General features: G+C 41.5%; 20 protein-coding genes and 3 pseudogenes. 12 read left to right on the forward strand and 11 right to left on the reverse strand.

Translation table 11 applies throughout. From position 1 onward, the window contains the following. Positions 1-24 precede the first annotated feature (24 nt). The 3 genes and pseudogenes from AABK37_RS28820 to AABK37_RS28830 form a co-directional block, all read right to left on the reverse strand. A pseudogene (locus AABK37_RS28820) lies at positions 25-579 on the reverse strand (TonB-dependent siderophore receptor); the annotation flags it as partial. After that, entirely contained in the window at positions 560-856 is a 297-nt protein-coding gene (locus AABK37_RS28825) for a hypothetical protein (protein WP_432554941.1), read from the reverse strand. The gene AABK37_RS28825 and the pseudogene AABK37_RS28820, both read right to left, overlap by 20 nt. Further along, positions 816-1,814 carry a helix-turn-helix transcriptional regulator gene (locus tag AABK37_RS28830; protein ID WP_432554939.1) on the reverse strand — a complete coding sequence of 333 codons (999 nt, stop codon included), beginning with the start codon at positions 1,812-1,814 and terminating at the stop codon, positions 816-818. Before AABK37_RS28830 ends, AABK37_RS28825 begins: the two co-directional genes overlap by 41 nt. Before the next feature lie 409 nt (positions 1,815-2,223). On the opposite strand from AABK37_RS28830, the gene AABK37_RS28835 reads away from it, so the two are divergent. Next, positions 2,224-2,499, forward strand: coding sequence for a hypothetical protein (locus AABK37_RS28835; RefSeq protein ID WP_432554923.1), 276 nt, complete (start codon positions 2,224-2,226; stop codon positions 2,497-2,499). Positions 2,500-2,548: 49 nt separating this feature from the next. On the opposite strand, the gene AABK37_RS28840 is transcribed toward AABK37_RS28835, so the two are convergent. After that, complete coding sequence (locus AABK37_RS28840; RefSeq protein ID WP_432554924.1) at positions 2,549-5,278, reverse strand: glycoside hydrolase family 10 protein; 2,730 nt, start codon at positions 5,276-5,278, stop codon at positions 2,549-2,551. A gap of 483 nt (positions 5,279-5,761) precedes the next feature. Here AABK37_RS28840 and AABK37_RS28845 point away from each other — a divergent pair, with 483 nt between their 5' ends. The 7 genes from AABK37_RS28845 to AABK37_RS28875 all read left to right on the forward strand — a co-directional run bounded on the left by AABK37_RS28845 (position 5,762) and on the right by AABK37_RS28875 (position 13,893). Next, the gene (locus tag AABK37_RS28845; protein ID WP_039752449.1) at positions 5,762-6,079 is read left to right on the forward strand and encodes a DUF4278 domain-containing protein; all 318 of its coding nucleotides are present in this window, start codon (positions 5,762-5,764) and stop codon (positions 6,077-6,079) included. A gap of 67 nt (positions 6,080-6,146) precedes the next feature. Beyond that, entirely contained in the window at positions 6,147-7,712 is a 1,566-nt protein-coding gene (locus tag AABK37_RS28850; RefSeq protein WP_432554925.1) for a GMC family oxidoreductase, read from the forward strand. A gap of 717 nt (positions 7,713-8,429) precedes the next feature. Continuing rightward, positions 8,430-9,560, forward strand: coding sequence for a hypothetical protein (locus AABK37_RS28855; RefSeq protein ID WP_432554926.1), 1,131 nt, complete (start codon positions 8,430-8,432; stop codon positions 9,558-9,560). A 34-nt stretch (positions 9,561-9,594) separates the two neighbouring features. Further along, positions 9,595-10,407 carry an HMA2 domain-containing protein gene (locus AABK37_RS28860; RefSeq protein ID WP_432554927.1) on the forward strand — a complete coding sequence of 271 codons (813 nt, stop codon included), beginning with the start codon at positions 9,595-9,597 and terminating at the stop codon, positions 10,405-10,407. 138 nt (positions 10,408-10,545) lie between these two features. Beyond that, the gene (locus tag AABK37_RS28865) at positions 10,546-12,783 is read left to right on the forward strand and encodes a heavy metal translocating P-type ATPase (protein WP_432554928.1); all 2,238 of its coding nucleotides are present in this window, start codon (positions 10,546-10,548) and stop codon (positions 12,781-12,783) included. A gap of 71 nt (positions 12,784-12,854) precedes the next feature. Beyond that, the gene (locus AABK37_RS28870; protein WP_432554929.1) at positions 12,855-13,163 is read left to right on the forward strand and encodes a DUF5132 domain-containing protein; all 309 of its coding nucleotides are present in this window, start codon (positions 12,855-12,857) and stop codon (positions 13,161-13,163) included. 151 nt (positions 13,164-13,314) lie between these two features. Further along, complete coding sequence (locus tag AABK37_RS28875; protein ID WP_432554930.1) at positions 13,315-13,893, forward strand: HMA2 domain-containing protein; 579 nt, start codon at positions 13,315-13,317, stop codon at positions 13,891-13,893. Positions 13,894-13,899: 6 nt separating this feature from the next. On the opposite strand, the gene AABK37_RS28880 is transcribed toward AABK37_RS28875, so the two are convergent. Further along, positions 13,900-16,248 (reverse strand): WD40 repeat domain-containing protein, encoded by a 2,349-nt coding sequence (locus AABK37_RS28880; RefSeq protein ID WP_432554931.1) that lies wholly within the window; start codon positions 16,246-16,248, stop codon positions 13,900-13,902. A gap of 459 nt (positions 16,249-16,707) precedes the next feature. Here AABK37_RS28880 and AABK37_RS28885 point away from each other — a divergent pair, with 459 nt between their 5' ends. The 4 genes from AABK37_RS28885 (at position 16,708) to AABK37_RS28900 (ending at position 19,386) form a co-directional block, all read left to right on the forward strand. Then, positions 16,708-17,328 (forward strand): HMA2 domain-containing protein, encoded by a 621-nt coding sequence (locus AABK37_RS28885; RefSeq protein WP_432554932.1) that lies wholly within the window; start codon positions 16,708-16,710, stop codon positions 17,326-17,328. Between the two features lie 152 nt (positions 17,329-17,480). Further along, on the forward strand, positions 17,481-18,557 hold the full coding sequence (locus AABK37_RS28890; protein ID WP_432554940.1) for a phosphatase PAP2 family protein: 1,077 nt from the start codon (positions 17,481-17,483) through the stop codon (positions 18,555-18,557). Positions 18,558-18,615: 58 nt separating this feature from the next. Beyond that, positions 18,616-19,023, forward strand: coding sequence for a hypothetical protein (locus tag AABK37_RS28895; protein ID WP_432554933.1), 408 nt, complete (start codon positions 18,616-18,618; stop codon positions 19,021-19,023). Between the two features lie 3 nt (positions 19,024-19,026). Next, the gene (locus tag AABK37_RS28900; protein WP_432554934.1) at positions 19,027-19,386 is read left to right on the forward strand and encodes a hypothetical protein; all 360 of its coding nucleotides are present in this window, start codon (positions 19,027-19,029) and stop codon (positions 19,384-19,386) included. A 51-nt stretch (positions 19,387-19,437) separates the two neighbouring features. On the opposite strand, the gene AABK37_RS28905 is transcribed toward AABK37_RS28900, so the two are convergent. The 6 genes and pseudogenes from AABK37_RS28905 to AABK37_RS28930 form a co-directional block, all read right to left on the reverse strand. Further along, positions 19,438-20,298 carry a restriction endonuclease subunit S gene (locus AABK37_RS28905; protein ID WP_432554935.1) on the reverse strand — a complete coding sequence of 287 codons (861 nt, stop codon included), beginning with the start codon at positions 20,296-20,298 and terminating at the stop codon, positions 19,438-19,440. 118 nt (positions 20,299-20,416) lie between these two features. Next, the gene (locus tag AABK37_RS28910) at positions 20,417-20,641 is read right to left on the reverse strand and encodes a hypothetical protein (protein WP_432554936.1); all 225 of its coding nucleotides are present in this window, start codon (positions 20,639-20,641) and stop codon (positions 20,417-20,419) included. Positions 20,642-20,657: 16 nt separating this feature from the next. Continuing rightward, complete coding sequence (locus tag AABK37_RS28915; protein ID WP_432554937.1) at positions 20,658-22,484, reverse strand: N-6 DNA methylase; 1,827 nt, start codon at positions 22,482-22,484, stop codon at positions 20,658-20,660. 150 nt (positions 22,485-22,634) lie between these two features. Continuing rightward, entirely contained in the window at positions 22,635-23,300 is a 666-nt protein-coding gene (locus AABK37_RS28920; RefSeq protein WP_432554938.1) for a transposase, read from the reverse strand. Between the two features lie 101 nt (positions 23,301-23,401). Further along, positions 23,402-24,457 (reverse strand): annotated as a pseudogene (locus AABK37_RS28925) (type I restriction-modification enzyme R subunit C-terminal domain-containing protein); the annotation flags it as partial. Positions 24,458-24,465: 8 nt separating this feature from the next. Continuing rightward, a pseudogene (locus AABK37_RS28930) lies at positions 24,466-25,775 on the reverse strand (IS701 family transposase). Positions 25,776-26,014: the final 239 nt, after the last annotated feature.

A 26,014-nucleotide genomic window follows, 5' to 3' on the forward strand; every position in this document is an offset into this window, starting at 1 on the left:
TTTAGAGTACATTAATGACCCGCATCACGGATAAATAAATTTATCCTGTTCGCTTATATCCCCCGCATGAATGACGGGGGCTTTACGCTTCACGTACTCGTAAACGCGCAATGGACTTACGGCGTTTTCAAAATAATTGACATTGAACAGATTCTTGAAGTTGAGTCCAACGCGGAAGCGATCGCGCTTATAAAAAATCGCTGCATCCGTTCGCAAATAGCTGGGAAGTTGAAAGCTATTATCTAAATCACCTTGTCGCTCTCCGACAAAGAAAAAGCCCACACCTCCGCCAAAGCCTTTCCAGGAACCGCGCTGAATTTCGTAGGTCGTCCAGAAGTTGATGGCATTTTCAGGGGCATTATTCAACCGATTGCCTACGGCAAAGGTATTGTCTTTGGTGATTTGAGCATCGGTGTAGGTATAGCCTGCAATGATGTTCCATCCCGGCAGAATCTCGCCTTGAACGTTGAGTTCAACGCCTCGGCTGCGCTGCTCCCCAGTTTGGATAGAGAAGCTAGGATTGACTGGATCAGCAGTCAAGACATTAGTCCTGGTCAAGTCATAAAAGGCAAGGGTTGCGCGGTATTTTCCCATTCGGGTTGGGAAGCACCGTGCCAACGGCTGGCAGTCCAATCGAATATCCATTCTCAAAATACTGATACCCCCCTTCCAGGGAGAACTTTGTTTTGTCGCTGATTGCCCAACTTAAGACTGGGGCAATTGACAAGTTTCTGTTGTAAACAAAATCAACGAAATTGTCTGCATCCAGATAACCTATATAAAGACTGGCAACTAAGTCTATGCCAGAAACCGCATTATGTGCCTGAAACCGACTTTTTACCCAATAAACATCCACTCGGCGCGATCCCGAACTTGCGCTTAAAGGCTTCAGCAAAGCGTCTTGGCTCGGAATAACCAACTCGGTGAGCCACCTCTGCAACAGTTATGTTTCCTTGACGCAATAACTGCTCTGCCAATTCCATACGTTTTTCAGTAAGGTAGCTAAATGCTGTTTTGCCAAAGAGTTCCCGAAATCCACGTTGCAGGGTGCGATCGCTCACCCCGACAATTTGCGCCAATTCCATCAATGACGGCGGATTCTCCAAATGTGCCGATAAAATTTCTTTAGCGTAATGAATCCGGGCGATAGTCGAAGGTTTCAGTCGCGGTGATGGTTGCAGTCCATTTTGAGCAGCCAAGATAGGAACCAATTGCAACGCCATTAGTTCCAACACCTTCGCTTGTAAATACATCCGCTTTGTTATGCCTTGGTAAGGACAGTTGATAATTTGTTGTGCTATTCCCCCAATAGCCATCGTAGTTTCCGGGTAGATTAATGTCTGCCAATCGTTACCTTTTGCCAACAAACGCAACTGATGAGGAATTTCCCCTGCTTGATTGGGGAAAAAAGTTGCTAACAACTTAGGAGACATATGAATGTTAACGCCCACATATCGAGATTTGGGGGACTTTAGAAGCATTTGGCGTTGAACACCGCTACCAGAAATGCACGTATATCCTTCCCCTAACTGCCCTCCGTATTCGTCCATAATTTTTCCACAAAGGAGGACACAAAATTGCAGTGGGTGATCCCATTCAGGCATTTTCACTAACACATCATCGTGAGATTCAAAGTCCGAAATTGCAAGCCAAAGCTGAGGATATAATTCGATATACCGCTCATAACCTTTACCTAGTTGCTTGGGCATTTCACAGAGGATTTCAAATGGCTCTCGTTCCGGTTGTTGTGGGCTGTTGCGTTTAGCTTCCGCCCACAGTTCATCTTCTTGTTTCATCGTCAAGGTGATGGTCATAATTGGTAGAGGGTCAAAGTTAATGATATTTATTTTCAAGAATTTTACTGCGATTTGACTCTGACTCTTGATTGAAAAGGAACTTTTAGCCTTGGTAGATAGCCATCCTTTTGATGTATTTGTTACCTGAGTTAGTCAGCGACGAAAATCGCACTCGGATTTTGGGGTTTGATTTGGGGACTTCCAGAAATTAAATTATTCAATTTTGAGAGCGAAGACGATTATGAAATTCTTCCTCCCCCGATCCCCTCAGCGATGGGATATTTTTTAGTTGAAAGTTCCTTGGGGCGATGCCTACGGCAACCCCTTCTCCTTCGGAGACGCTCCGCTTTCCGGGGAACGCCATGTTAATGTTTGGTTGATTGCGTAGACGCTAGATAGGTGAGTCAAGAGACATCGCCTTGGGCGGATGAAGAACAAGCGCTTGGGAGCGATCGCCTTCTACCCTCGTAACATCTCACTTGTCAGTTTTAGGCGTTTATCGTTGGTTGGTATTGTCCCTGATTTCTTATGTTTTGGCACCGAAGAGCTTATTTATCCGGTGCTGTCGCCTCTACAAATCTACCTGATTGGGAACAAGCCGCAGAAATCGCGCCGACAAACTATATTTCCACACTTGGTGGTGTTATTTCTTTTACAAGACATTCAACGCCGAAAAAATTTGGTACGTAAGTCTTGGAATTGACATTCAACTGAACAGGTGCAAGATATGAGCCTCCCCCCCTCCTCCATTCCTATCGTCGCAACTGCACCCGCTCACCGTATCGCAATAACCTTTCGATAGTGGCGAGGCGATTTTCCCAGGCTCTAACTTGATAAGGATTATCAATATTTTCTTGGCGCATCCAAATGCGGAATTGAGACTGAAAGCGAGTAAGCGTTGCTCTTGCGGCGATTAACTTACTCGCAGAAGGTGCGGCAGAAAGCTGATCTAAAGCATTTTGCAAAACTTCTGTTTGGCTGTTAAAAGTTGAAAGTGTCGTTTGAGGTAGGCGCAATTGGTCGTTTTGCAAGACAAACTTCCATTCGCGTTGCAGCGCTGTGTAACGCACGGCAGCAGTTTTAAAAGGCTGGCGGTGAGGAATAATTTCACCTTGGCGAATATTACCTTGAGTATTACCAAAGACTTTCTGTAACTCGTTGGTCAGATTTTCGGCGGCAAACAATGCGTAACCGCTAACTGGCAAGTCCCTGATTACCTGAATTTGATCGAATGCGCCAATTACCGGCAAAGAAAGCAAGCGAATTCCCGGCACTAACAAAGTTGCACCTAATTTTGTGGAAGCAATCCAAGGTTGTGCTAGTCGCTGGAAGCGAGGAGTATCTAAAGCATAAGTCATGGGGACAATTAAATCTATATCTCCCTGTCTTGCCCAAACTTCCCAATGCTGTTGGATTTTCTGAATGCGTTCTAGTTCTGGCAGGGGAAATACGGCAACTGAGACAATTAAATTAGGTCGCTTTTGTCGCAACTGCTGTGAAGCTTGAGCGACAAAACTATCAACTTGCTGGGTGCGAAATTCCGTCCACTTTTGCCACAAATCCCGTTGAGAGGGAGAAATACTAATTGGATCTACACCATTAAGTTGTTGAAACTGCGCTCTAGCAGCTTTACCATAACCGTAAATTCTGCCTGCGGCTGGGTCTTGAAAAGGATAGCGAATGTAGTCTAGTTGCAGCCCATCTACATCATAGCGGGTAACAATTTCTTCATACAGCTTAAGTAAATACTGCCGCAATTCTGGATTAGCTTGGTCGAAAAATGGCTTAGTTTGTCCTGCGGGAATCATGTTACCGCGATTATCGTAGTTTGCCCAGTCAGGATGAGCCGCTAACACTGGTCCTGGGTAATTAGCAGGAGCGTTGATAACTTCGTTGTGGCGCTGGTTGCCAGCAGCAAATGTCCAAACCCAAGCGTGTAATTCCATGTGGCGCTCATGGGCTAATTTCACTGCTGCGGCTAAAGGGTCCCAGCCACGAGTTAAGGGGTTTTGCTGAGGCGCAACTTGACTGGGATAAATTGTATAACTGGCGTTGACGGTTTCAAAAAAGATAGTGTTAATACCGGCTTTTGACAGCCGGTCGAATATCTCAGCCAGTCCCTGTTCGTTTCTGGCACGGACAATTGTACCTCTGTCTAACCAGACGGCGCGAATTTCTGGTTGAGCGAATTGGCGATCGATAGGAAACTGCTGCCACAAATTGGCTTTTGCTTGAATCCATTGCTGACGCGCTTCGGCGTATTTTTGTTGGGCAATTAACTGAGGTAAGTTTTTGGCAATTTCTCTGGCTTGGTTGGTCGTAGAAATTAGCACTCCCGGTCTGGTGGATGCGACTTGGGTAGGCTGCGCCTGCTTGACAATTTGGGGATTGTTAGAAATGGCGTTGGCGGTTAAATTGGCGCTGTCAACTCGACCGATGAGATTTTGTAATTCTTGTTGTAAGGCGATCGCATCACTATTACTAATCGGTGCATTTGAGTTGGGGACAACATCCAAACGCACCGCTTGTTCTAATTGATCGATCGCTTCTTCTGACTTTGGGGGGTTGACATTAGGAATCGGTCTAGATTGGGGTGCAGTGGCGGTGAGAGGTGCGGGGAAAGACGTGTAGGGGCGGGGTTCCCCCGCCCTTTGGGGTTTTATTTGAGATTCCCCCGTCCGAACAGGAGTGGGGGAAGCGAGGGCGACGGATGTAGAACAGTTTGGCGAACCGCCTTCTACTTTATTTGAGGTATTTGCTGATTCTTTCACATGACGGTTGACAGCGGCTTTTAACCAAGCAGTATCTAACTCAGGAGATGAAGCTGTATCTACTCCCCAACGCCAGCCAAAAAAGGTGGATCGTTCAGTTGCGACGACGGCGGCGGGATTATCTTTAGAATTCCAAACAGCAGCAGCTTCACTGTTTACATTATCAGCAACGACAACACCGCCGCGCACTTTACCAAAAAGTCCGTTTTGGTTTGCCCAATTTTGTAAGTTGTTTTTTGCGGGTTGCAATTGTTGTGCATCATTGAGGCTAAATCCCCAATAACCACCCAACAGTGTTTGCAATAACTGCCGCACTCCCGGTGCTGATAAAGTACCTACAGGTCCTGAGGCAATTAATCGCCCACCTTTGCTCATCCATTCTTCGAGAGCGATCGCTTGTGCGGGTGTTAATGTATCTACATTCGGTAAAAATAACACTTGGCGATCGCCCCAATCTGCCGCACTCCTGACATTTGTCAAGGAAATCACACAATAGTTTACCCCGGCTTGTTGCAAGCGGTTTGTTATACCTGTCCACTGATTAGTATTTTCTTGGCTCTGCACTATCGTTAATATAGGGCTTTGAGTCGCCGCGATCGCACGCTTGATGTTAAAGAAGCTAAAAGGTAAAAAGTAAAAGGTAAAAGCTATTACCAATTTTCTCTTTTTGCTTAAATCGTTCTTCCTTGTTCGTTTTTCTTGACTCCTCACGCTTCTCTTCCTCGTGCTTATTACTCGACTTTAGACTAATGCATGGAAAATGACCCAGCAATACTGAGTTAAAGAAATTTAAAGCAGGAAATATAAAAACAGCCAAATCAAGCAGATTTGGCAACTTGATTGCGTGGTTTATAAGTACCTTTTATTATAATATAATACGTGATTTTACGCTGTTTGAGTTTGTCTGGTTTTGAGAAATATTCTTTTTTTTCCAAAAACTGCATAATTCAATTTAGGTATTCCCAATAAGCTAAATAGAACAGAGAAAAATAAACGTTGATGTCTTCAGAACCCCGACTTCTTAAAGAAGTCGGGGTTCTTGTTTTTCACTATACTTTACCAACGCTTACATTTTGATTGGAGAAAACTGCATAATTTGATTTCGCTTTCCCCAATAAGTATATAAGCAAAGGGAAATCCTCCCAGAAACTTCCGAAACTCATTCTGTCATAAATTTATTCACGAGGCAAAAAAATGAAACTTTACTATCGCGGTCTTAGCTACGAATACAACTCAGCAGAAGCTGCTAAAAAAGCAACACGACCATTTGCACCAGTTCGCGATAAAGGTTGTGCTTATAATCTGACTTATCGTGGACTAACTTATCGTGTTGACCCAAATATCCAGCCTGCTGAAGTTTCTACACCACCAGTAGCTTATCAATTAATTTATCGCTTAATCGCCTATTTTGTGAAGAAAACGCATACAGGAGAAGTTTCTGGTGTCTCTCAACCTGTTGACGCTGTAAATATTGGGAAATTTCTCATCAATAATTTGGGATTGCAAAAATAATGATGAAAAGTGTTATCGTACTGACAATTTTATTTCCCTAACAACAAGTGTACAAAAAGAGGATATCATGGCTGAATACGATTATATTGTAATTGGTGCAGGCTCGGCAGGTTGCGTTGTCGCCAATCGTCTCACCGAAGATGCTCAAACAACAGTGTTGTTGCTCGAAGCTGGCAACCCAGCTAATAAACCAGAAATTCAAATCCCGCTCGACTGGACTAAATTATGGGGTACTGAAGTTGACTGGGCATATTTTTCAGAAGAAGAACCGTATATAAATAACCGCAAAATCTATTGTCCGCGTGGGAAAGTTTTGGGTGGCACCAGTTCGATTAATGCCATGATTTATATCCGAGGCAACCGTCGCGATTTTGACCAATGGCAAGAGTTAGGCAATCCGGGTTGGAGTTACCAAGATATGTTGCCATACTTCAAAAAATCTGAAAACCAGCAACGCGGAGCATGTCAATTTCACGGTGTCGATGGAGCGTTGAGCGTTACCGATGCAATTGCCCCTGCTGTGACATCACAAAAATTTGTCGAAGCAGCTGTTGCAATCGGATATAATCACAACCCCGACTTCAACGCAGAGCAACAAGAAGGTGCGGGACTTTATCAGTTAACTATTAAAGATGGTAAGCGACACAGTACCGCTGCTGCGTTTTTGCTGCCAATTCTCAATCGTCCCAATTTGACAGCCAAAACAGAAGCGTTAGTGACTCGGTTGTTGTTTGAGGGAACGCGCACCGTTGGGGTAGAATACATGCACCAAGGGACGCTGCACCAAGTCAGAGTAAACCAAGAAGTGATTTTAAGTGCTGGTGCTTTCGATTCACCAAAATTACTAATGCTCTCCGGAATTGGCAACGCAGAACACTTGCAAGCATTAAGCATTCCGGTAGTAGTTGATTTACCAGGTGTCGGTCAAAACCTCCAAGACCACATAATGGTAGCTGTGGCACACCAAGCAACTCAGGATCTGCAACCTGCTGCAACTAGTAATATCGCTGAAGCTGGATTATTTTTGCATAGCGAAAGCAATTTAGATGCTGTACCAGATTTGCAGTTGTTCTCAGGTCCGGTTTTATGGGCGCCTCCTGCTTATGCCCGTCCTGGTTCGGGATTCGCTAGTACAGCTTGTCTGACCCATCCCCAAAGTCGCGGTAGCGTAAGTCTGCGTTCTGCTTCTCCTAACGATTCACCTGTAATTCGGATGAACTATCTTCAAAGTGAATCTGATGTGCAAAAGCTAGTTGCAGGGATAAAAATAATTCGTGAATTGTTCGGTGCAAGTGCTTTTGATGAATTTCGAGGTGAAGAAGTCGCTCCCGGTGCTGACAATAAGAGCGATGAAGCACTGCAAGCTTATGTCCGGGAAACTTGCGATAGTGATTACCACCCTGTCGGCACTTGCAAGATGGGAATAGACCCAATGGCGGTTGTAGACCCGGAATTGCGAGTATATGGGGTTGAGGGATTGCGTGTTGTCGATGCATCAATTATGCCAAATATTACTACGGGAAATACGAATGCACCAACAATTGCGATCGCACAAAAGGCAGCTGATATGATTAAAGCCGCACAGAGAGTCTCACCGCAAGAATTGGAGTTAACAAAATTAGGACTTACGTAAAAAGTCGTCAAAGCTTGAATTTACGTAGGGGCAATTCATGAATTGCCCCTACTTTAGTTTTGCGCTCATTCCTGTGTAAGTAGAATACATCGCCCTGTTATGCTATAACATCGCCCTGTTATGCTATAACATCGCCCTGTTATGCTATAACATCGACCTGTTATGCTATAACATCGCCCTGTTATGCTATAACATCGCCCTGTTATGCTATAACATTAGCTGTCTTGCTGTAAGCCTCCCATTGCCGGCGCAATCAGCAATGAACGAGTCTGCGATCGCCTGAAATAGTATTCGGACTTACGCACTCATGTTGTCTTACCAATTGAATTTACGTAGGGGCAATTCATGAATTGCCCCTACTTTAATTTTGCGTAAGTCCTAAGTATATTTATATTTAATAACCTGCAACGCCTGATTAATATCAAAACTGAGCCGCAAACCGAATTAAAACCTCTTTCTAAAGAGTCTCAAGATGAAAAACTAAAATTATCAGGATAATTCAAATAATAATAGTTACAGCTTCGCTATATCTACACCATTTTTTGATTAATTAAATAGTACTTTAGACATACTTACTGAGCAATAATCTCAATAGCGAATTCTTAATAAGTTTTAATAGAAAATAATCCGGAAGAGATAGATTTAACCTGAAAGTTACGTTACATTTAATTTATTGTTAACCTATTGGCTTGATTTAGCTATTAGGTAATGGGGTAAATGACTAAAAGTATCAGCAATCACAAAAAATTAAATCTGTCCGCTAAAATATCACCTGACTTCATCTCTACACAACAAAGCAATGAAGTTAATCAGAGTACAACTAAAACTATAAAACAGTCAACGGGGTTACAGCCCTCAGGTGGCTTGCAAATAGTTCATGTAACTACCGGTCGGGTGCGATTTTGCACTACTGACAGTAGTCTTAACTCGATATTAGACAGCATTGCCCAAGATTTACGCTGCTTAGATGGAGTCAGAGAAGTTTGTGTGAATGAGCAAACGGGCAGTTTGATAATTAATTTTGATGAAGATAAGCTGTCATTGCCGCAAATTTTAGCTAAAAACTCGAATTTTGACATCCAACCGCAAGCAAAGTCTGATTCACCTAGCAATCTGGATCCTTTTGCCGCTTGGAAATCGCTTTCATTTTGGAAAGAACAGGGCATTTCCTTAATTCCGATGATGACAGGCTTGGCGGTAACAAGAGGGTTTGGAATTTATGGCTGGGTATCGATTCCAGTCTATATGATTGCAGCGGATGCAACTCGTAGTGTAATTGGTTATCTTGGTCAAGTTTCGACTTTATCAGAAAAAAACAAAAATTATCATCCCAGTTTTGCAATAAAAAGCGACATCAAAGAAAAATCGGAATTATCAATCCAAGAAGAAAAGTCAACAAATGTTGATAAAGCTAATGAGGTAGTAGCACCTGCAAAGATTGACTACAGCGTAGTCCATGCAATTAATGGACGTATTCGGTTGAATGTGCCGAAAATCGCTGTCGATCGCGCTTATGGACGGCGACTTGAAAGATTAGTAAAAAGCGATGCTCAAGTTACAAGCGTGCGAGTAAATTATGATGCGGCATCGATCGCGATCGCTTATCAGCACAGTGAGATACCATTATCTCATTGGGTGAGTTTGATCGAGTTGGCGCTAGAGACAAAGCCGCCGGCATACCAACAATCAGAAATTAGTCAGACTGCGGAAATTACAGAGACAACAACGGCAAATCAAACAAATTTAAAAGTTAGTCAGTCAACATTATCCAGTCCGTGGACTAACCTAAAACCGCCAGCGATGTCTTTCTCCTTAGGTGTTATGGCGAACTTACCTTTAGAAACGTAAGACACAGTTAGAAGCGGAATACTCAAGGTAAATTATGGCTGGTTTAACGTTGGAAATGCGATCGCATCTAGATAAAAAACAAGCGCAAATAGTCACAGACGAGATTAATTGCCCAGTAACGCCGCCTGCAAAGGTAGTATATAGCATTACTTATGCACTTCCCGGACAAGTGGGATTTTGCATACCTCAAATTAGCGAAGATCCAAAATATCTGCAACGCCTTCTGGGTTTACTTGCCGATGAACCTTTGGTAATAAGTCAGCAAATCAATATCAATAATACTACCGCCGGGTCAATTGTCATTACTTACAATTGTGGTGTAATGTCAGATGTTGAAATGCGATCGCATCTTTGCAATTTAATTCAGTTTGCTGGTAATGTAGAAGTGCTACCAGCAACTGCAAACCAATTAAAATTATACCCAGTTGCCAAAAACCTAGAATCCAGACAGGATACAAAGCCAAAGTCCTCTTTTGATGCGTCAGTCTCTAAAACTAAAAGCAACTCGGTATCCTCTACTCATTCTCAACCCGTAATTCAACCAACAAAGCAACCGGCAAAAGTAGCTTATAGCGTTGCTCATGCAATTCCCGGAAGAGTGCGGTTTCGCATACCTCGAATTGCCAGCGATCCACAATATGTCCAACGCTTAAAGGCATTACTCAAATCGGATTCTACAGTTACGAGTGAGCGAGTTAATAGCGCTGCTGTGTCGATTGTCATTACCTATAAAACTGGAATGATGCGGGATTCCCACAAGCGAGTGCAAAGCTTCTTGTCAGCAGCAATATCCCATCTAGCCAGTCTAATTCAATCTGCCAACGATCCCGTAGCAGCGATAAGTTAGCTAACCCTACTAGCAGAATTTGACAAATAACCTGTTCATAGCTAATCAATCTTGCAGGATTGGTGGCTAATTTGCTTTCTTTAGTTCAGCAAAGCAGCCCTGATTTTCATTTTCACAATTTTGTATCAAATAAAATTAATGGCAAAAGTAACACTGGAACTACCATCATCCCCAAATCAAATGACTGTGGTGGAAGAAAATGGTAAAGTTTCCTCAATTGACAGTAATGGACATCAAGGACAGTTTCCCAACGTTACCTACAGCGTTGTTCATACAATTCCGGGAAGGCTGCGGTTTCGCGTGCCTCGCTTACGCTATGATGCAGATTATGCCCAGCGTCTAGAAGTATTGTTAACAGCAGATGCGTTGGTAAAGAATGTCCGTGTCAAGCCGGCGGCAATGTCAGTTGCAGTTACTTATAAATCTGCTAAAGTTGACGATGCGAAGATGCGATCGCACCTTCACGATTTGATTCAGGCTGCAAGTGAAGTAGTGGTTCTGAAAAATACCGTCACGTCAACTGAAAAAGAGACATCTTGGCCCGGTTTACAACTTTCTGCTGTTGCGACTACTTTAGCAGTGCTGGGGGGACCTTTGGGATTACCAATCCCACCGTTAATAGTAGCGCTGCCGATCGCTCTTGCTACTTTACCTGTTGTTCAACGAGCATGGGAAGGTATTACGCTAGAGCGAAAACTGAATATTGACTTTTTGGATTTGATGGCGATCGCTATTACTACCTTCCAAGGTCAATTTCTCACACCGTCGCTAATGCTCAGTTTAATTGAAGTCGGCGAAAATATACGCGATCGCACCGCTCGTTCTTCGGCTCAACAAACTTTAGATTTACTTAGTTCTCTGGGACAATTTGTCTGGGTGGAACGCAATGGTGAAAAAGTACAAATTCCCATTCAAGATGTCCAGCGCGGGGATACAGTCATTGTTTACCCTGGCGAACAAGTGCCGATTGATGGTAGCATTTTGCGAGGTAAAGCGCTGCTAGATGAGCAAAAACTAACTGGCGAATCGATGCCAGTCTTGAAAAAGCAGGGACAACCAGTTTTTGCCTCAACGCTGGTACGGGAAGGACGAATTTATATTCTTGCTGAACGGGTAGGCAATGATACCCGCGCCGGACAGAGCATTAAGTTAATGCAAGAAGCGCCAGTCCACGATACGCGCATGGAAAATTATGCCACAAAATTTGCTCAAAAAGCAGTAGTGCCAACTTTGCTACTTGGTGGGGCAGTATTTGCCGCAACTCGCAATCCCTCACGGGCTGCCAGCGTCTTAACTTTAGACTTTGCTACCGGGATTCGAGTATCAGTCCCAACAACAGTTTTAGCAGCGTTAACTTATGCTGCACGGCGGGGTATTCTTATCCGTAGCGGACGGGCGTTAGAACAACTAGCAGAAGTTGATACCATAGTTTTTGATAAAACGGGGACACTGACTAAGGGAGAAGTCGATGTTGTCAGTGTGGAAAGTCTCAATCCAGCAACCTCAAGATTGCGGGTGTTAGAATTGGCAGCAGCCGCCGAACAGCGTTTAACTCATCCAGTAGCAGAAGCAATTGTTCGCTATGCCGAAGCCGAGCAAGTAGCAATTTTACCGCGTAGCCAGTGGGATTATCAACTAGGTTTGGGCGTGCAAGCTTTGATTGATAAAGAGACAGTTTACGTCGGAAGCGATCGCTTTTTGCGCTCTAGTGGCATTGACACCGAAGCGCTAAACGGTCAGCAAAAATCAGCAGATTCAGCGATTTATGTAGCCAGCAACGGTCAACTTCAAGGTATTATTAAATATAGTGACCTTCTGCGTCCGGAAAGCCGAGAAGTCATTACAGCACTTTCAAAAGAAGGTGTGGAAATTCACATGCTAACCGGCGATAATAAGCGAACCGCTACCGCTGTTGCTGCTGAACTTGGTATATTGCCATCCGCAACTCACGCAGAAGCTTTTCCAGAACAAAAAGCAACAGTAGTCCGCCAACTGCACGAACAAGGGAAGACAGTTGCATTTGTAGGCGATGGGATCAACGATTCGCCAGCATTAGCTTACGCTGATGTTTCCGTATCCTTTGCCAACGGTTCTGAAATAGCCCGCGAGACAGCAGACTTAGTGTTGATGCAGAACGACTTGCATGGTTTATTAGAAGCTTTAGCGATCGCTCGTCAAGCCAAGCAATTAATTCGCCAAAACACAGGTCTTGTTGCCATTCCTAACTTAGCGGCAATGATGATAGCCGTTTTCTTTGGTCTTAACCCCTTAGCTGCAACGGTAGTTAACAACGGCTCAACCGTAGTTGCCGGAGTCAACGGTTTGCGTCCAATTCTTAAAAGTCGCAAGAATAAAACTCTACCATCAGTAGGATGAGATAACTATCTTGGCAAGAGTACCTTAAAAAGCTTTCCCAGATTTTTTAATTAACCAGGAGGAAATTGAATATGGCACCTAAAATTAGTGATTTCGTGGAAGACGCAGGCGCTCCCGGTATTATAGCCGGAATTGGTGCAGTACTTTTAGCACCTGTTCTGCTGCCGATTGTAGCTGGAGTTGGTAAACCCTTAGTCAAGTCAGTGATCAAAGGGGGAATTGGTCTTTATGAAAGAAGCAAAGGAACCATTGCAGAAATGGGAGAAACCTGGGAAGACATGGTAGCCGAAGCGAGAGCGGAACTTGCTGAAGAAAAACAAACCCCAGCCTTTGAAGCTACTGCCACCCATACAGATAATGTCCCAGATAATGGGGCATAATTTCATCCGCAGATCAGCAAGTCCCTAGTAGGGTGCGTTACGGTGTTCCACCTAACGCACCCTACGAAAGCTTTGATTAGTGCAAAATATTATATAACAAATTTTTTCACAACAAAAAAACCACTATAATACAAATCAAAAAGGCAATTGCATGTTAACAAATGGTTATAGCACTTCCAATAAAATGCCGGAAATTACAGACAAAGCCAGCTTAAAAACACCAGCAAAACCGATATCCACAAAAGTTGTCAGTTCCACTCCCGGAAGATTGCGGTTGAGAGTAGCTCATTCCCATCGTCAGCCAGAAAAGATGCAACACATCGCCGATGTTTTGTCAGCAAATTCTCACATAAATAAAGTTAAAACTAACGTTTCTCATGGCAGTATTGTCATCAATCACGACGGTGAAGATGGCAGTTTAGAAAATGTGCTAGCGACACTTAAAGATTTAGGAATAATTTTTGCCGATGTTACCGAAGGTAACACCGAGGCAGCAGCAGGAGTATCATCTGCGGTTGTTGATTTAAACCAGCGCGTTAAACAGTCAACGCATGGTGCTATTGATCTGCGCTTTCTTTTTCCTTTAGGATTAGCTGGTCTTTCGCTGCGGCAATTACTTAATAAAGGCTTGCAAATAGAAACTATTCCTTGGTATGTTTTAGCATGGTATGCTTTTGATAGCTTTATTAAGTTGCACGTAAATAGCCAAAAACAATCAACAAACGAGTAAAAAAGCTTAGTTAAACCGCCAAATTTTGATGGTTTTATCAGAACTACCACTAGCAAGAAATTGACCATCAGGGCTAATAGCAATAGAGTTTACTGCCCCGGAGTGTTCTGTTAAAGTTTGCAGTAACTCTCCCGTGCGTAAAAGCCAAATTTTGATGGTTTTGTCTGCGCTACCGCTAAAGAGAATTTCTCTATCAGGACTAACAGCTAAGGATCTTACCTCTTGTGAATGTCCAGTCAAAGTGTGCAGCACTTTACCTGTAGCTAAATGCCAAATTTTGATGGTTTTGTCTGCGCTACCGCTAAAGAGAATTTCTCCATCAGGACTAATGATTACTGATTTCACCTCACCTGAATGTCCGTTAAGGGTGCGTAATGGATCTCCGGTGCGTGGGTTCCACAGCCTAATTTTGTTGTCAGAACTAGCACTAGCGAGGATTGTACCATCGGGACTGATAGCAGCGGCATTAACTGCGGATGAATGCCAAAGGGTACAAATACGATCGCCTTTATGCAAGTTCCAAATTTTGATTTTATTACTTCCGCTGGCAAGAATTTGTCCGTCAGGACTGATTGCGATGCAGTTAACCGGTTTTTGATGTCCTAAGAGAGTGTGAAGTAATTTCCGAGAATTGAGATTCCATACTTTGACATTACTTTTGGGATGTTGGCAACTACCAACAGCAAGAAAATGTCCATCGGAACTAATAGCAACAGAGGAAATTTCTCCTAAATCTTCTGTGAGGGTGCGGATAAGTTTGCCGGTGTTGAGATTCCATACTTTGATGGTTTTATCTGCACACCCGCTAACTAAAGTCTCATTATCAGGACTAATGACGACAGATGTCACTTTTTCGGAATGTCCAGTTAAAGTGTGGCTGAGGATAACATGTTCTAGTGTAACTTGGTGTTTGAGGTTGGCGAGGCAATTCAAAATTGACTCAACATCAGCAATACTTTGACTATCACCGACTGCCACAAAATATTCTCTTAACTTTTTGACATATTCCTCATCTTTAATGCTGACGGCTGATTGCATTGCCTGAAGCGGATTGATAGAATGTTGTGGTGATATTTGGTGTAGTTGCAACCATGTATTCACAGAAAATGAAAGCTGTTCGTTTGCCCAAGAGCGTAGTTTACCGCCGTAGGCATCGCTTAAATGAGATAAACTCTGAGCTAACTGCAAAGCCAATTCCGGAATCCAGTAACAACGCTCATTTTCCAGAGCTTGGTAAACTTGTTTGTATCCAGAGGCGATAACCTCTATTGATTGTAAATCAATAGTATCTTCCAGCAAACTCGGCAGCAACTCTGGTAGTAGTGGAGGTATATCGCGATCGACCAGGTGGTAAGCATCCGCTACCCACCCAGCAACCAAACAGTGATAAGTAATCAAAACTTGGCAAAGTTTTTCAAAGTCTTGACGATTGACTTGATATTGTAAGGATAACTTACTAATATCAATTCCTTTATCATTCCATTTTTCTACCTTTTCTAAAATTGCCAAATTAACAACATTCTCTTTTCCAAGATGATTAATATCCTCTAAATTTTCTCCTAATCTCACCAGTTCATCTCTAATTTGTTTCCATTCTAACGCCCGTCTTTTAGCAGACTCTTCCAGTATTTTTCGATAAGGTAAACGAGCAACTGTTTTATAATAATAATTACCTTGACCCAAACCCCAATAGGCAATACGAAAATTTAAATAATCTCCATCATTTTCTGACTCTAAAATCAAAATCGGCTCTGTTTTCAACATTCTAAACAGAGCCTTAATACTTGATTCACTGTGAAAACGTTTACTATCCCAAGCTCCTGCTAACAACTCTGTTGGTCTAACTTGACTGTGTAGAGAGTAATGTTTGTTGAGAAAATCTCGTAATCCTTCAGCCAACATTAACTCAATTTGGGAAATTCCTTCATCTCTCTTATCGTCAAATTGGTCAAAATGTACTTGAGGAGGAGCGATAAAAATTTTCAGGGGAGTGCATCCATAATTGCTATGTTCTAAAATTTGTGAAGGGTATAATCTTAAGGGCCAACTATCAAGAATTTTATTGACTTCTGGCAACTTGAGTGTTGTTTCTCGCTCTTCTTGGGCTATTCTTAATCGCATTTCGTGATTGTCAGCTACTAATTGCTGTTGGAAAATTCTTTCTTGTTCAAAGTCTTCAACATCACTACTTTTTTGAACTGAAGTATTTACAGCTTTAAGTAATTCGGGAATTGCTTGAATCGGTTGATATTTACTCAGAGCCAAACTGTCTTGACTTCTCTTTTGTACTAGCTCTGCAATAACAGGTGCAAACTCTACTACCAGTTGAATTAGTAACCTTAACCCTTGTTGCATAAACATATACCTAGAAACTAAATAAAATAAATAAGTAACGCTTGCATGAAATCAGGACAATACTCTTATCCAAGAAATTCATACATATTCTCGATCTTACTACTTGAGAGTATAGTACCCCAACCGTGAAAAGTGAAAAGCCTTACATGTCAATCCGTTTATGTACTGAACTATCTGTAAATAAAAATGATAATTATCTAAGAAGTACAAGTAGGGTGTGTTATCCCGTAGGCTAACGCACCAAAACATAAAGGGTGGTGTCGTACTTTCGCCGTAACACTACATATACTTAATTAACCTAATAACAGCGACAGCTAGATTCACTACTGGGATAGATTTTTTCACTCAGAAGAATAGCTATGACTAAAGTGAACTGAATGCAGTTCAAGAAAACGTCTTAGAACAATCAAAAACTTTATAACCCTCGGTTCTGTTTTTTTTAAATAAAAATATGACAGTATGACTTATAGAAAACAATTTAATTCTGACAAAAGTGCTATTGTTAACCTGCCTTTAGCACCGGAAAGAACAACTAAAAGCGTAGCTAAGAAAACAGTGCCACCCCAAAAGATATCCTATAGCATTGTCCATGCAATTCCTGGGCGCATACGTTTTCGTATTCCTCTATTAGCCATAGATTCTGAGTATGCTAATAAACTCAAATTAGTGATAGAATCTGACCCAAGGGTTACAAATGTCCGTGCTAACCCGGTAGCTGCATCCATCGTCATCAATTATCAAGTAGGTGTAATTTCAGATAATCAAATGCGCGAGCATCTGATCAGTCTGATTCAAACTGCCCAAGATGTGGTTGTGCCAAAACAGGTAACGGCAAAATCAATTATCTTAACCATCTTTGATGGTGTAATTAACTTAATTGACAGTACACGCAACATCAACCAAGCGCGTAATGCCATTGTACATCAAAGGTTTAGGACAGACGTTTGGGAACGGATACTTTCTACCTCAAGAAGCATAATCAAGAGGCTAAAATCTGCCACCATATTTATCTTGCCCAACAAGCGAAGGCAATTGCACGGCAATGTCGAGGTATCACAGCGTTTGAAACTGCAACCTTGAGCGCGAAGCTGATGTTGTGTAACTGCCAACACAGCGATCGTTGATATTTTTCCGGTTAAGAGTAAATAGTCGGTCACGAACTGCGCTCTCCCAGAATGCATGAAAATCTCTCTTCTTCAGTCCCCAGTCCCTATTATGAATTAAGTAAAAAAATGGGTACTCCTCATTTGCATAAACTTCTTAATCAGAATCATTTGGTTCAAGCAATACATACTGCTGTTAAAGGAAGAGCTAGATATAAGGTAAATGGGCTTCATTATTCGGAAGCTTTCAAAAGATATCTTGAATCGAGATTATTAGAGCAGAAAATAATCTGGCAAGCTCGTGCTAATAGTTACACAGGAAATGTTCTTGTTATTTTCCATCCAGATAAGAGTTTAAAGGCGATCGCGCTGCTAATTCAAGAAATTGTCTTAGATTATCGGCAAAAATGCAGTAAATCACTTGCTGCCACACAAAGCCAATCAGTTGCCCCAGTCATTGGAGACAGTAATTTGCATTTTTTTGATACTAAAGAAAATACTGCTTTCCAAAAGGGTAATAAGCGAAACATATTTGATTTTGCCAGATATCAAATATCCATGCAGCGACAATTAGAGCAAACAAACAGTCAATTTATTTTAGTATTGGGGGCTGTTTGCGCCCTTGTATGTGGCACCGGACTGTTGTACGCATATAATCTTGACGAAGCCATTTTGCTCTCGATCCAGAAGCTGCATACACCACTGCTCGATCGCCTGTTGCTTAGTATCACTTTTCTGGGCGATCCACTCTTTATGCTGATATCTTCTTTCGGGCTGGCAATTAGTCCCATATATCATAATCGTCGCTGGCAAGCAACTATCTTGGGTATAGCTGGAGTCGGTGCAATCTTGCTAAATTGTTTAATGAAAATATTATTTGGTAGAGCGCGTCCAGCACTGTGGAAGCATATTATTAATGTGGGTCAACACAGTTTCCCCAGCGGTCATGCAATGGTTTCAATAGTCATTTACGGTTTTACCGGCTATATTCTGGCAAAGCAGTTTCCTCAATGGCGCTTGCGGATTTATGCTTTGACTGTGGTCTTAATTGCTGCGATCGGTTTCAGTCGGCTTTATCTTGGAGTACATTGGCTGACTGATGTGACAGCTGGCTATGCCGCAGGTTTAGTGTGGTTGATTGTTTGTATTCTTAGCTTGGAATCGCAGCAAAAAAAGCGATCGGCTAGTTGTATTACAGTTACATGAAGAGGTTGTTATACTCTGATGCACGCATTCTTAGCTCACGGTGAGGGTTAGTAGCTTGATGCTGAGTACAAATTTTGACTGGCAAAAAAATACTAATGCCTATCAAAGGATTATTCACTTGTCAGATTTTGAGGATAAGTGGGATGGTTACAATGCTCCTAAATTTTCGTCCATAACAATTAATTTAGCTCTAACTCTCTACTCTCATCTGCGTACTTATTGTATTAATAGAGGGTTAGATTTTTCAAAAGTTGAGCCATTTATTGCTCCCAGCTCTGATGGTACGATTTTGTTCGAGTGGGCTGGTAAGCGTTTTCCTACCAGACAGTTAGAAATTTACATTCCGGTGTCAGGAGAAGGTACACTTGAATACTTAAAGACTGACGGAGAATCTGAAGAAGAAGGAGAATTTTATCTAGAACAGTTGTATTCTATACTAGACTGGTTATTCAATTTCGACTGTTAATAAATGGCTGAACCCTATCAAGTAAAGCCCTCTGACAAGCTGTTGAGGTGGCTGCATCCAGGTCAATTTAACTGGCAGGAAAAAAGACCAACCTCAGCAGCTTTTAAAGATGATGAAATGTCGATTGATATATTTTGTCTAACAACAATAGAAGAAAGTTATAACAGAGCCAAGAAGATAGGTAAAAATGCCGTAGTTTCTATCACTGCTAGTTTAGTTATGGAGAAAGGGTTGGAAGTATGCCATTCTCCGGTTGAAGGTAATGATGCTCATGGGCTTGTTTTAGGTAAAAAAACTAAATCAATCTCTAAGTTTTTGGCTAACAACTGCGAAGTAGAAATTTTTCCACCTAACGAATTGTAGGGGCAATACCCTTCGGGAAGCCTTTGGCTACATGAATTGCCTCTACAGCCCCTACAATTCACCTTTGAATGCTTTGTCCAGAATGGAAGGTAGCAGCGCATCAAGTTCTTTCATCGCTTCTTCTCTGAGTCGTTTTATTGTGTCTACTTTGGTTTGCAGTTCATCAAGGTAGGCGACGATGCGGCGTTGTTCGGGGAGGGGTGGAACAGGAATTTTGAAATTTAATAGCTTTGGCGTTTCTAATTTTCGCGTATCGTGTGTAGACTTTTCCACCAATGCCAAAAGTAAGTCATTGAACGTCCAAAGAACACAGCATAAATACTCAGGTGTGATTTTTTCATTTGGAATTAATGCTTTCATGTCCTGATTAATGGCTGCTGGTACTTTTAAAATCGCTAAGGGGACTGTGTGCGCGAGAATCATGCCCCTAACAACTATTAAAATAGAATTTGTTTTCAGCAGTTTAGCTGATGACTTGAGGGTTGCTTCCTCTGATATATGGTCAATGGAATCATTTATTTCTTTACACTTCATATCTTTGGGGGATATCCAAGGTATTGAACCTTCCCAAAAAAAAGGATTTTGTTTAGACGGAGTTCCACCACCTTGAACAGTTACCAGTTCTCGCAAAGGTTGTGTATCAGCTTTTGTTAATTCATTAAATATTACTTTGGCACTTGATATCCGAAGTACCTCTGTTTCTTCAAGTGCTTTTTGACGTAGCGATCGCACTTCCTCTATCTTCCCCACCAGTTCCTCAACCCGCGCCACAATCCGCCGTTGTTCTAGCGGTGGTGGGAGTTCTGGCAGTTCTTCAAAACTACCGTCTTGTCGTTTTCTCACAACTTCTAAAAACTTGCTGATAGCTGACTGAATCTCACTATCCACCATTGGCACTAGAATATTTATCAATTTTTGACCATTAACATTAGGCTGTGCCGATCCTTCCTTGTTAATGCCGCTTCTGACAATCTCTCTAGGTCAAAAACGTACCAAATTAAAGTGTGTGTATCTGTTACTACGGATGTCATTAAACAATATCCCTTGGAAAATTCCCCCACATTTCTTGACGCGCTTGAGCAATATCTTCTTCAGTAATATCTACTTTTAAATCAGCACATAATCCTCTAACAGTCCGTAAAGGAGTCTTAGGAGTTGTTTTTTGAGACAAAAATTCTGCAAAATCTAATAGTTGCTGCTGTTTATAAATAGGTAACTGGCGTAATCTTTCTAACACTGCTTGCTCGATATTCATTTAACTTCCTCCTGATTTAACTTCCCAAAAGCGCTTGAATCTCCGCCATAATTTCAGCTACTCGCCTATCTTTATCTAAGATATCAGCCACTAACTGTTCAGGCGGTAAATGCTCAAAATCCTGCTGATTATTGGGGTTTTTGCGGTCAAGATTATAAATTGCCCAGTAAATAGCATCTCCTTTAGCTTTCTCATCTTTCGCAATCTCGCGCTGAATTTTATCCTCAGTTTGAGCCTGTTTTACCTCATCCTTAATTAACTGAATCTGACTATTAATCCGGGCAACTTCTTTCGGTAGCAAACAATCCAAAATTGAATTTTGTAAACCTTGGATTTTCTCGGTTAATTCCTTAACAGACTTGGCGAACTTATTAGCAGCTTCCTCTGCTTTTCTCGATGCATCCCAATGAGGTGTAGCTTCTTTTATCGCCTGATTATAAGCTTCCCGAAAGTTATATTTATAAGCTTGTTCATTCTCCTCTCGATTCTTCCACCATGCCACACATTCAGCAAAATCTTCATCCTGTATTGGCTTAGTTTTTGTGTAAGTTTTCCGTCCTGATGGCAATGGTAATTCATAGTACCAAATTTCATCGGTTTTTCCAGAACGGTCAAAAAATAACAAATTTGTGGGAATGCTGGTATAAGGTGCAAACACTCCGTTAGGTAAACGGACAATCGTATGCAGATTAAAATCTTTGAGCAAATCTTCCTTCAGCTTGGCGCAAATTCCATCGCCAAATAGCACCCCATTGGGAAATACTACTGCGGCGCGTCCTGTTTGTCGGGACAATTCATGAATTGTCCCTACACGGGGTTTTTGACGCAAACGACGCATAATTAACTGAAGGAATAACAACGCCGTTTCCTTGGTTTGTCTATCTGGGGGAAAGTTATTTTTAATTCTGTCTTCTTCCTCACCTCCAAACGGCGGATTTGTGAGAATTACGTCTACCCAATCTTTTTCACCCATCTCCGAAAGGGTAAACCGCAGACTATTACCATCATCAATATCGGGATATTCAAACCCATGTAACAGCAAACTCATGTGCGCTAACATCAAAGGCAAGGATTTTGCCTCAGCACCAATAATGCTTTTTTGCAGAATCTGCCAATCTTGGGCGCTACACTGTTTTTTCAGGTACTCATACGCTTCCACCAAAAAACCACCTGTTCCGCAAGCCGGGTCAAAAATCGTTTCCCCCAACTTCGGTTCCATCACCTGCACGATAAACCGCACTACCGGACGGGGGGTGTAAAACTCTCCCGAATCTCCCGCCGCGTCTCGCATTTCCTTCAGCATGGATTCATAAAGGGTGCTGAGGAGGTTCACTTCTTCTGATTTATCAAAGTGAATATCATTCACCTTACTCAGCACATCCCACAGCAAAGTGCCGCTAATCATGCGGTTAGTAACATCTTTGAACACCTTGGCGATTACATCAGCGCGATCGCGTCCGGTTTTGCTTTTGAGATTCCGCAAATAGGTGAGTAAACCTGCACCTTTGTTGCCATCTGGTAAAGTTGCCTCATCATTGTTGATGAAACTTTTCAGGCGATCGCCCGTAAAATTTTCATTAGCTGCCCAATCTCGCCAGCGATAAGGCGGTTGAATAGTTGGTTTATAAGAAATTCCCTCTAATTCTGCTTCTACCTCATGCAGTTTCTCGGAATCATCCAAAAGCTTTAAAAACATGATCCAAGTTAGCTGGGGAAGACGATCTAATTCTCCATTTAACCCCTTATCTGTCCGCATGATGTCACGCGCTGACTTTACCACGCTACCCAGTTTTTGGGCTGTGGTGACAGGTTTATCGTTTTGTTTAGTAGTACGTTTTGCCATTTGCATCTCCTTGGTAGGGGCAATTCATGAATTGCCCCTACGACAATTTATCAATTTGTTTGCTGCTTTGCTTTGCCATTTGCATCTTTTTGGTAGGGGCAATTCATGAATTGCCCCTACGACAATTTATCAATTTTCCATACAAATTATTCATAAATCCTTGCGACCAAAATCCTGCCAAAATTCAATTTCTTCATTGTCAGGCTTACCATTGGGATTATCACAATCCAATTGCCATTTTACCGGATTATTCCAAATGTATTGCCTAATCCGGTCTAATTCAGCTTCATTACGGATAATATGCTCATAATAATTTCGTTGCCAAAGCGATTGACCTGAAAATGAAAGTTTCTGATTAATAGCTTTAGCCGAATTCATTTTGAAATAACCAACGGCTTTAGGCAACAACATATTCCGTCGTTCCCGTAGGGACAATTTATGAATTGTTTCTATATTAATTGATTCATGAATTGTCCCTGCATTAATTGATTCGTGAATTTCACCATTGTGTACCTTTTGTAGAGGCAATTCATGAATTGCCTCTACATCGTTAATAACGACAATGCCATGCAGATGATTTGGCATTATGACAAATTGATCTAACTCGATTTGGGAATATTTGCTAGGCAATGAATGCCAAAAATAGAAGACTATATTTCCTAAATCATTAATATTTACATCGTTATTTAAAACATTGCCGAACAAGCACTTTCTTTTATTTGTACAGATTGTAATAAAATAAGCACCAGCCTGGGAATAATCATAGCCGCGTAAACGAAGCGAACGACGATAAAACTTTCTGATGTAATTTTCCATTTATATTTTTTATTCATCACTATGTTTATAGGGGTAATTAATGAATTACCTCTATACCCATTTTGTAGAGACAATTCATGAATTGTCTCTACGTATTTTTACTAGGCTAAATATAATAAACTTTGCATTTGCTTCACCGCATCCCTGAGTTGCTGAACCCCACCAAATCGTTGAGCGATTTCCGCCACATTGCCATATTTATCAAACTCGCGGTTAGCCTTAAAAGTCGTTGGAATATTAAACTCATCCACACCCTTTTGTGCATACTTCTCCAAAATAATCTCTAAAATAGCTTTTGCATCTTCCCCATACTGCTGAAAGAAATCCGGATTGCGACGGCGTAAACTTTCAGCCCGTTGCTTGCAAGTCAACACAGGAGCATCAAAGGCAATATGACATAATAAATCAAAAGGGTCAGCATCGGGTTGATTGCTAAGTTTTTTCAAGTCCTCAAAATCAATTCCATTATCTGCTAACAAATCAATAATTTGCGATCGCCCTTGCGGATCAACCCACCGTTGCTGTATTTCTAGGGTAGAACGATAGAGAATGCGGACTTGTTCCCTAGTGTGGTCAATCAGTTGAGATACCCGCAGCTTATTATCTGCATCTAAATCGTAAATTTTTTCCTCAACTATCTCTTCCGTTCCCCCGTCCACATAAAACTTCCGAGGTGCTTCCTCATCATCCTCTGGTAGTCCCCTAAAGCCAGCTTTTTCATCCTTTTCAAATTCTTCTTCCTGTAGGGACAATTCATGAATTGTCCCTACAATAATTTTCCCCGCATCATCAATTTCTGATTCGTTAATTAAAGCGGGTTCCCCATCAAAATCTCTGTCTTCAAACAGCACTGTGCTATTGGTGTAATCAAGTATATTAAAAGACAACTTACCCCGCTCTTCTAGCACGCGGGTTCCCCGCCCAATAATCTGTTTAAAATCAGTCATCGACCGAATTACACGCGCAAGGACGACATTTTTACAAGTAGGAACATCCACCCCAGTTGTTAAAAGTTTGGCAGTAACCGCAATAATATGTGTTTCATCCAATACATCTTTAAATTTATATAAATGTCCTTTACCCACATCGCCGGCGTCTGAGGTGATGCGAGAAATATAGTCATGGTTATCTTTGGTGATGTCTGTATTAACCCTCTTTTGTCACTCTAGGCAGAGGAAAAATAGAAATAAGGGATATTGAAGTTTTGAAAAATTGAGCAAGTCAGATTATTAACAATCATTTGAAGTTGAAAAAATCCCTCAGATAGCTTAGGGACTGTAAAGACCGCTAACCAAGGTTTAATTAAGTTAAATAGTGTAAATGGCTGAAGTATCAAACGGAGGTTATTCAGAATACTATTCCAACCATTGCCTTGATTCCACCAAGGATGTGATGAAAATCTAGATTCAGATTGTGGTGGTAATTTTAGCAGTTGTTCGGAATGAAGACTAACCAACAGATAGGCACTAAAAACAATTTCCCACCATTTCTCTATTTGTGGATAATGAGTTAGGCGAAAATCAGCAATACTTATTCATTTTTACTTTGTTTTAAACCATATTCTACCCAAGTTCTTAAACCATAAAAATTACCAACTTCTCTCGGGGTAATTTCTGGATATTTACTCATTACGTACCAAGTCGTGTTTTTCGGAAGCTCTTCTTTATCCGTTGTTATTTGCCAATATCTGACATCCGATTTTTTGCCACATATTATCTCTCTAATATATCTATTTTCTGAACTTAAATTCGAGAAAACACGCTTGAATCTTTGCCAATCTGAGTATTTTACTTTTGAGTCTGTAATTCCCCATGCTCTATGGTTTGAGCGAATCGCTACAAGAAAATTAAGATTTAATTCATTTAGTACGCTTAAAAAATTTTTACTACTTTCACCATATAAACTATCTGCCAGCACAAGATTGAATCTAAACCCCATCGACCGCAATTTTTTTATCATTATCCCGGCGATTTCAGGTTTGGTTAAATATTTCTCTCCTGGTTGTAGTCTTTCCCTCGGTTTATATACTTCAAATATTAGAGGAAATGTCATTCCAGATAAGACTGCATATGCTGTAACCGACACAATACCGTTATCTGTTTTACCTAAATTTCCAATGTACTGTCGTTTCACATAATCAGTCGTATTTCCTTTTTTCTTATCCCCTGTCTCATCAATAATTAGTATTATTGGGCGACCTTGAAGTATATATAATATTAATTCTAACCTTTGCCTTCTTAATTCTTGTACATCCCAGGGTGATTCTGTTAAAAAATGGTGTAATGCTTGATGATTATCTAGCCCTACAATTTTCGCTATTTCCGGTAGAGTTTTACGTTTTATATCAGAAACACATCCCATATGTAGGTACTTAAAAGCTTCAAAGCTTCTAACTTCTGGAAAGAGGTTTTGATACAACTGGCAGTATTCGTCCACAAATTTTACTGTGGGTGCGCTTCGGCGAGGCTCAACCATACTCTCTATCTGGTGTTTTTGCGATCGCCTCTAATTATACTTTGCCGAGAGTGATAAAAGAGGGTTAAGGTTGCGTAACTCCTTAATCATCGCCTTAACGTGTTCCTCATCCACGCAAAAGACAATGGTTTTAGCGTAACGGACATCATTTAACCCGGTAAATTCTCGTAACAAGTACTAGTTTCTACCGTGTATCGGGCTACGTCCTGCCCAGCCTCAACTTTGGTCGAGGCATTTAT

Origin of the sequence: Tolypothrix sp. VBCCA 56010, from assembly GCF_050875635.1 — a bacterium.
Taxonomy (GTDB): Bacteria; Cyanobacteriota; Cyanobacteriia; order Cyanobacteriales; family Nostocaceae; genus Hassallia.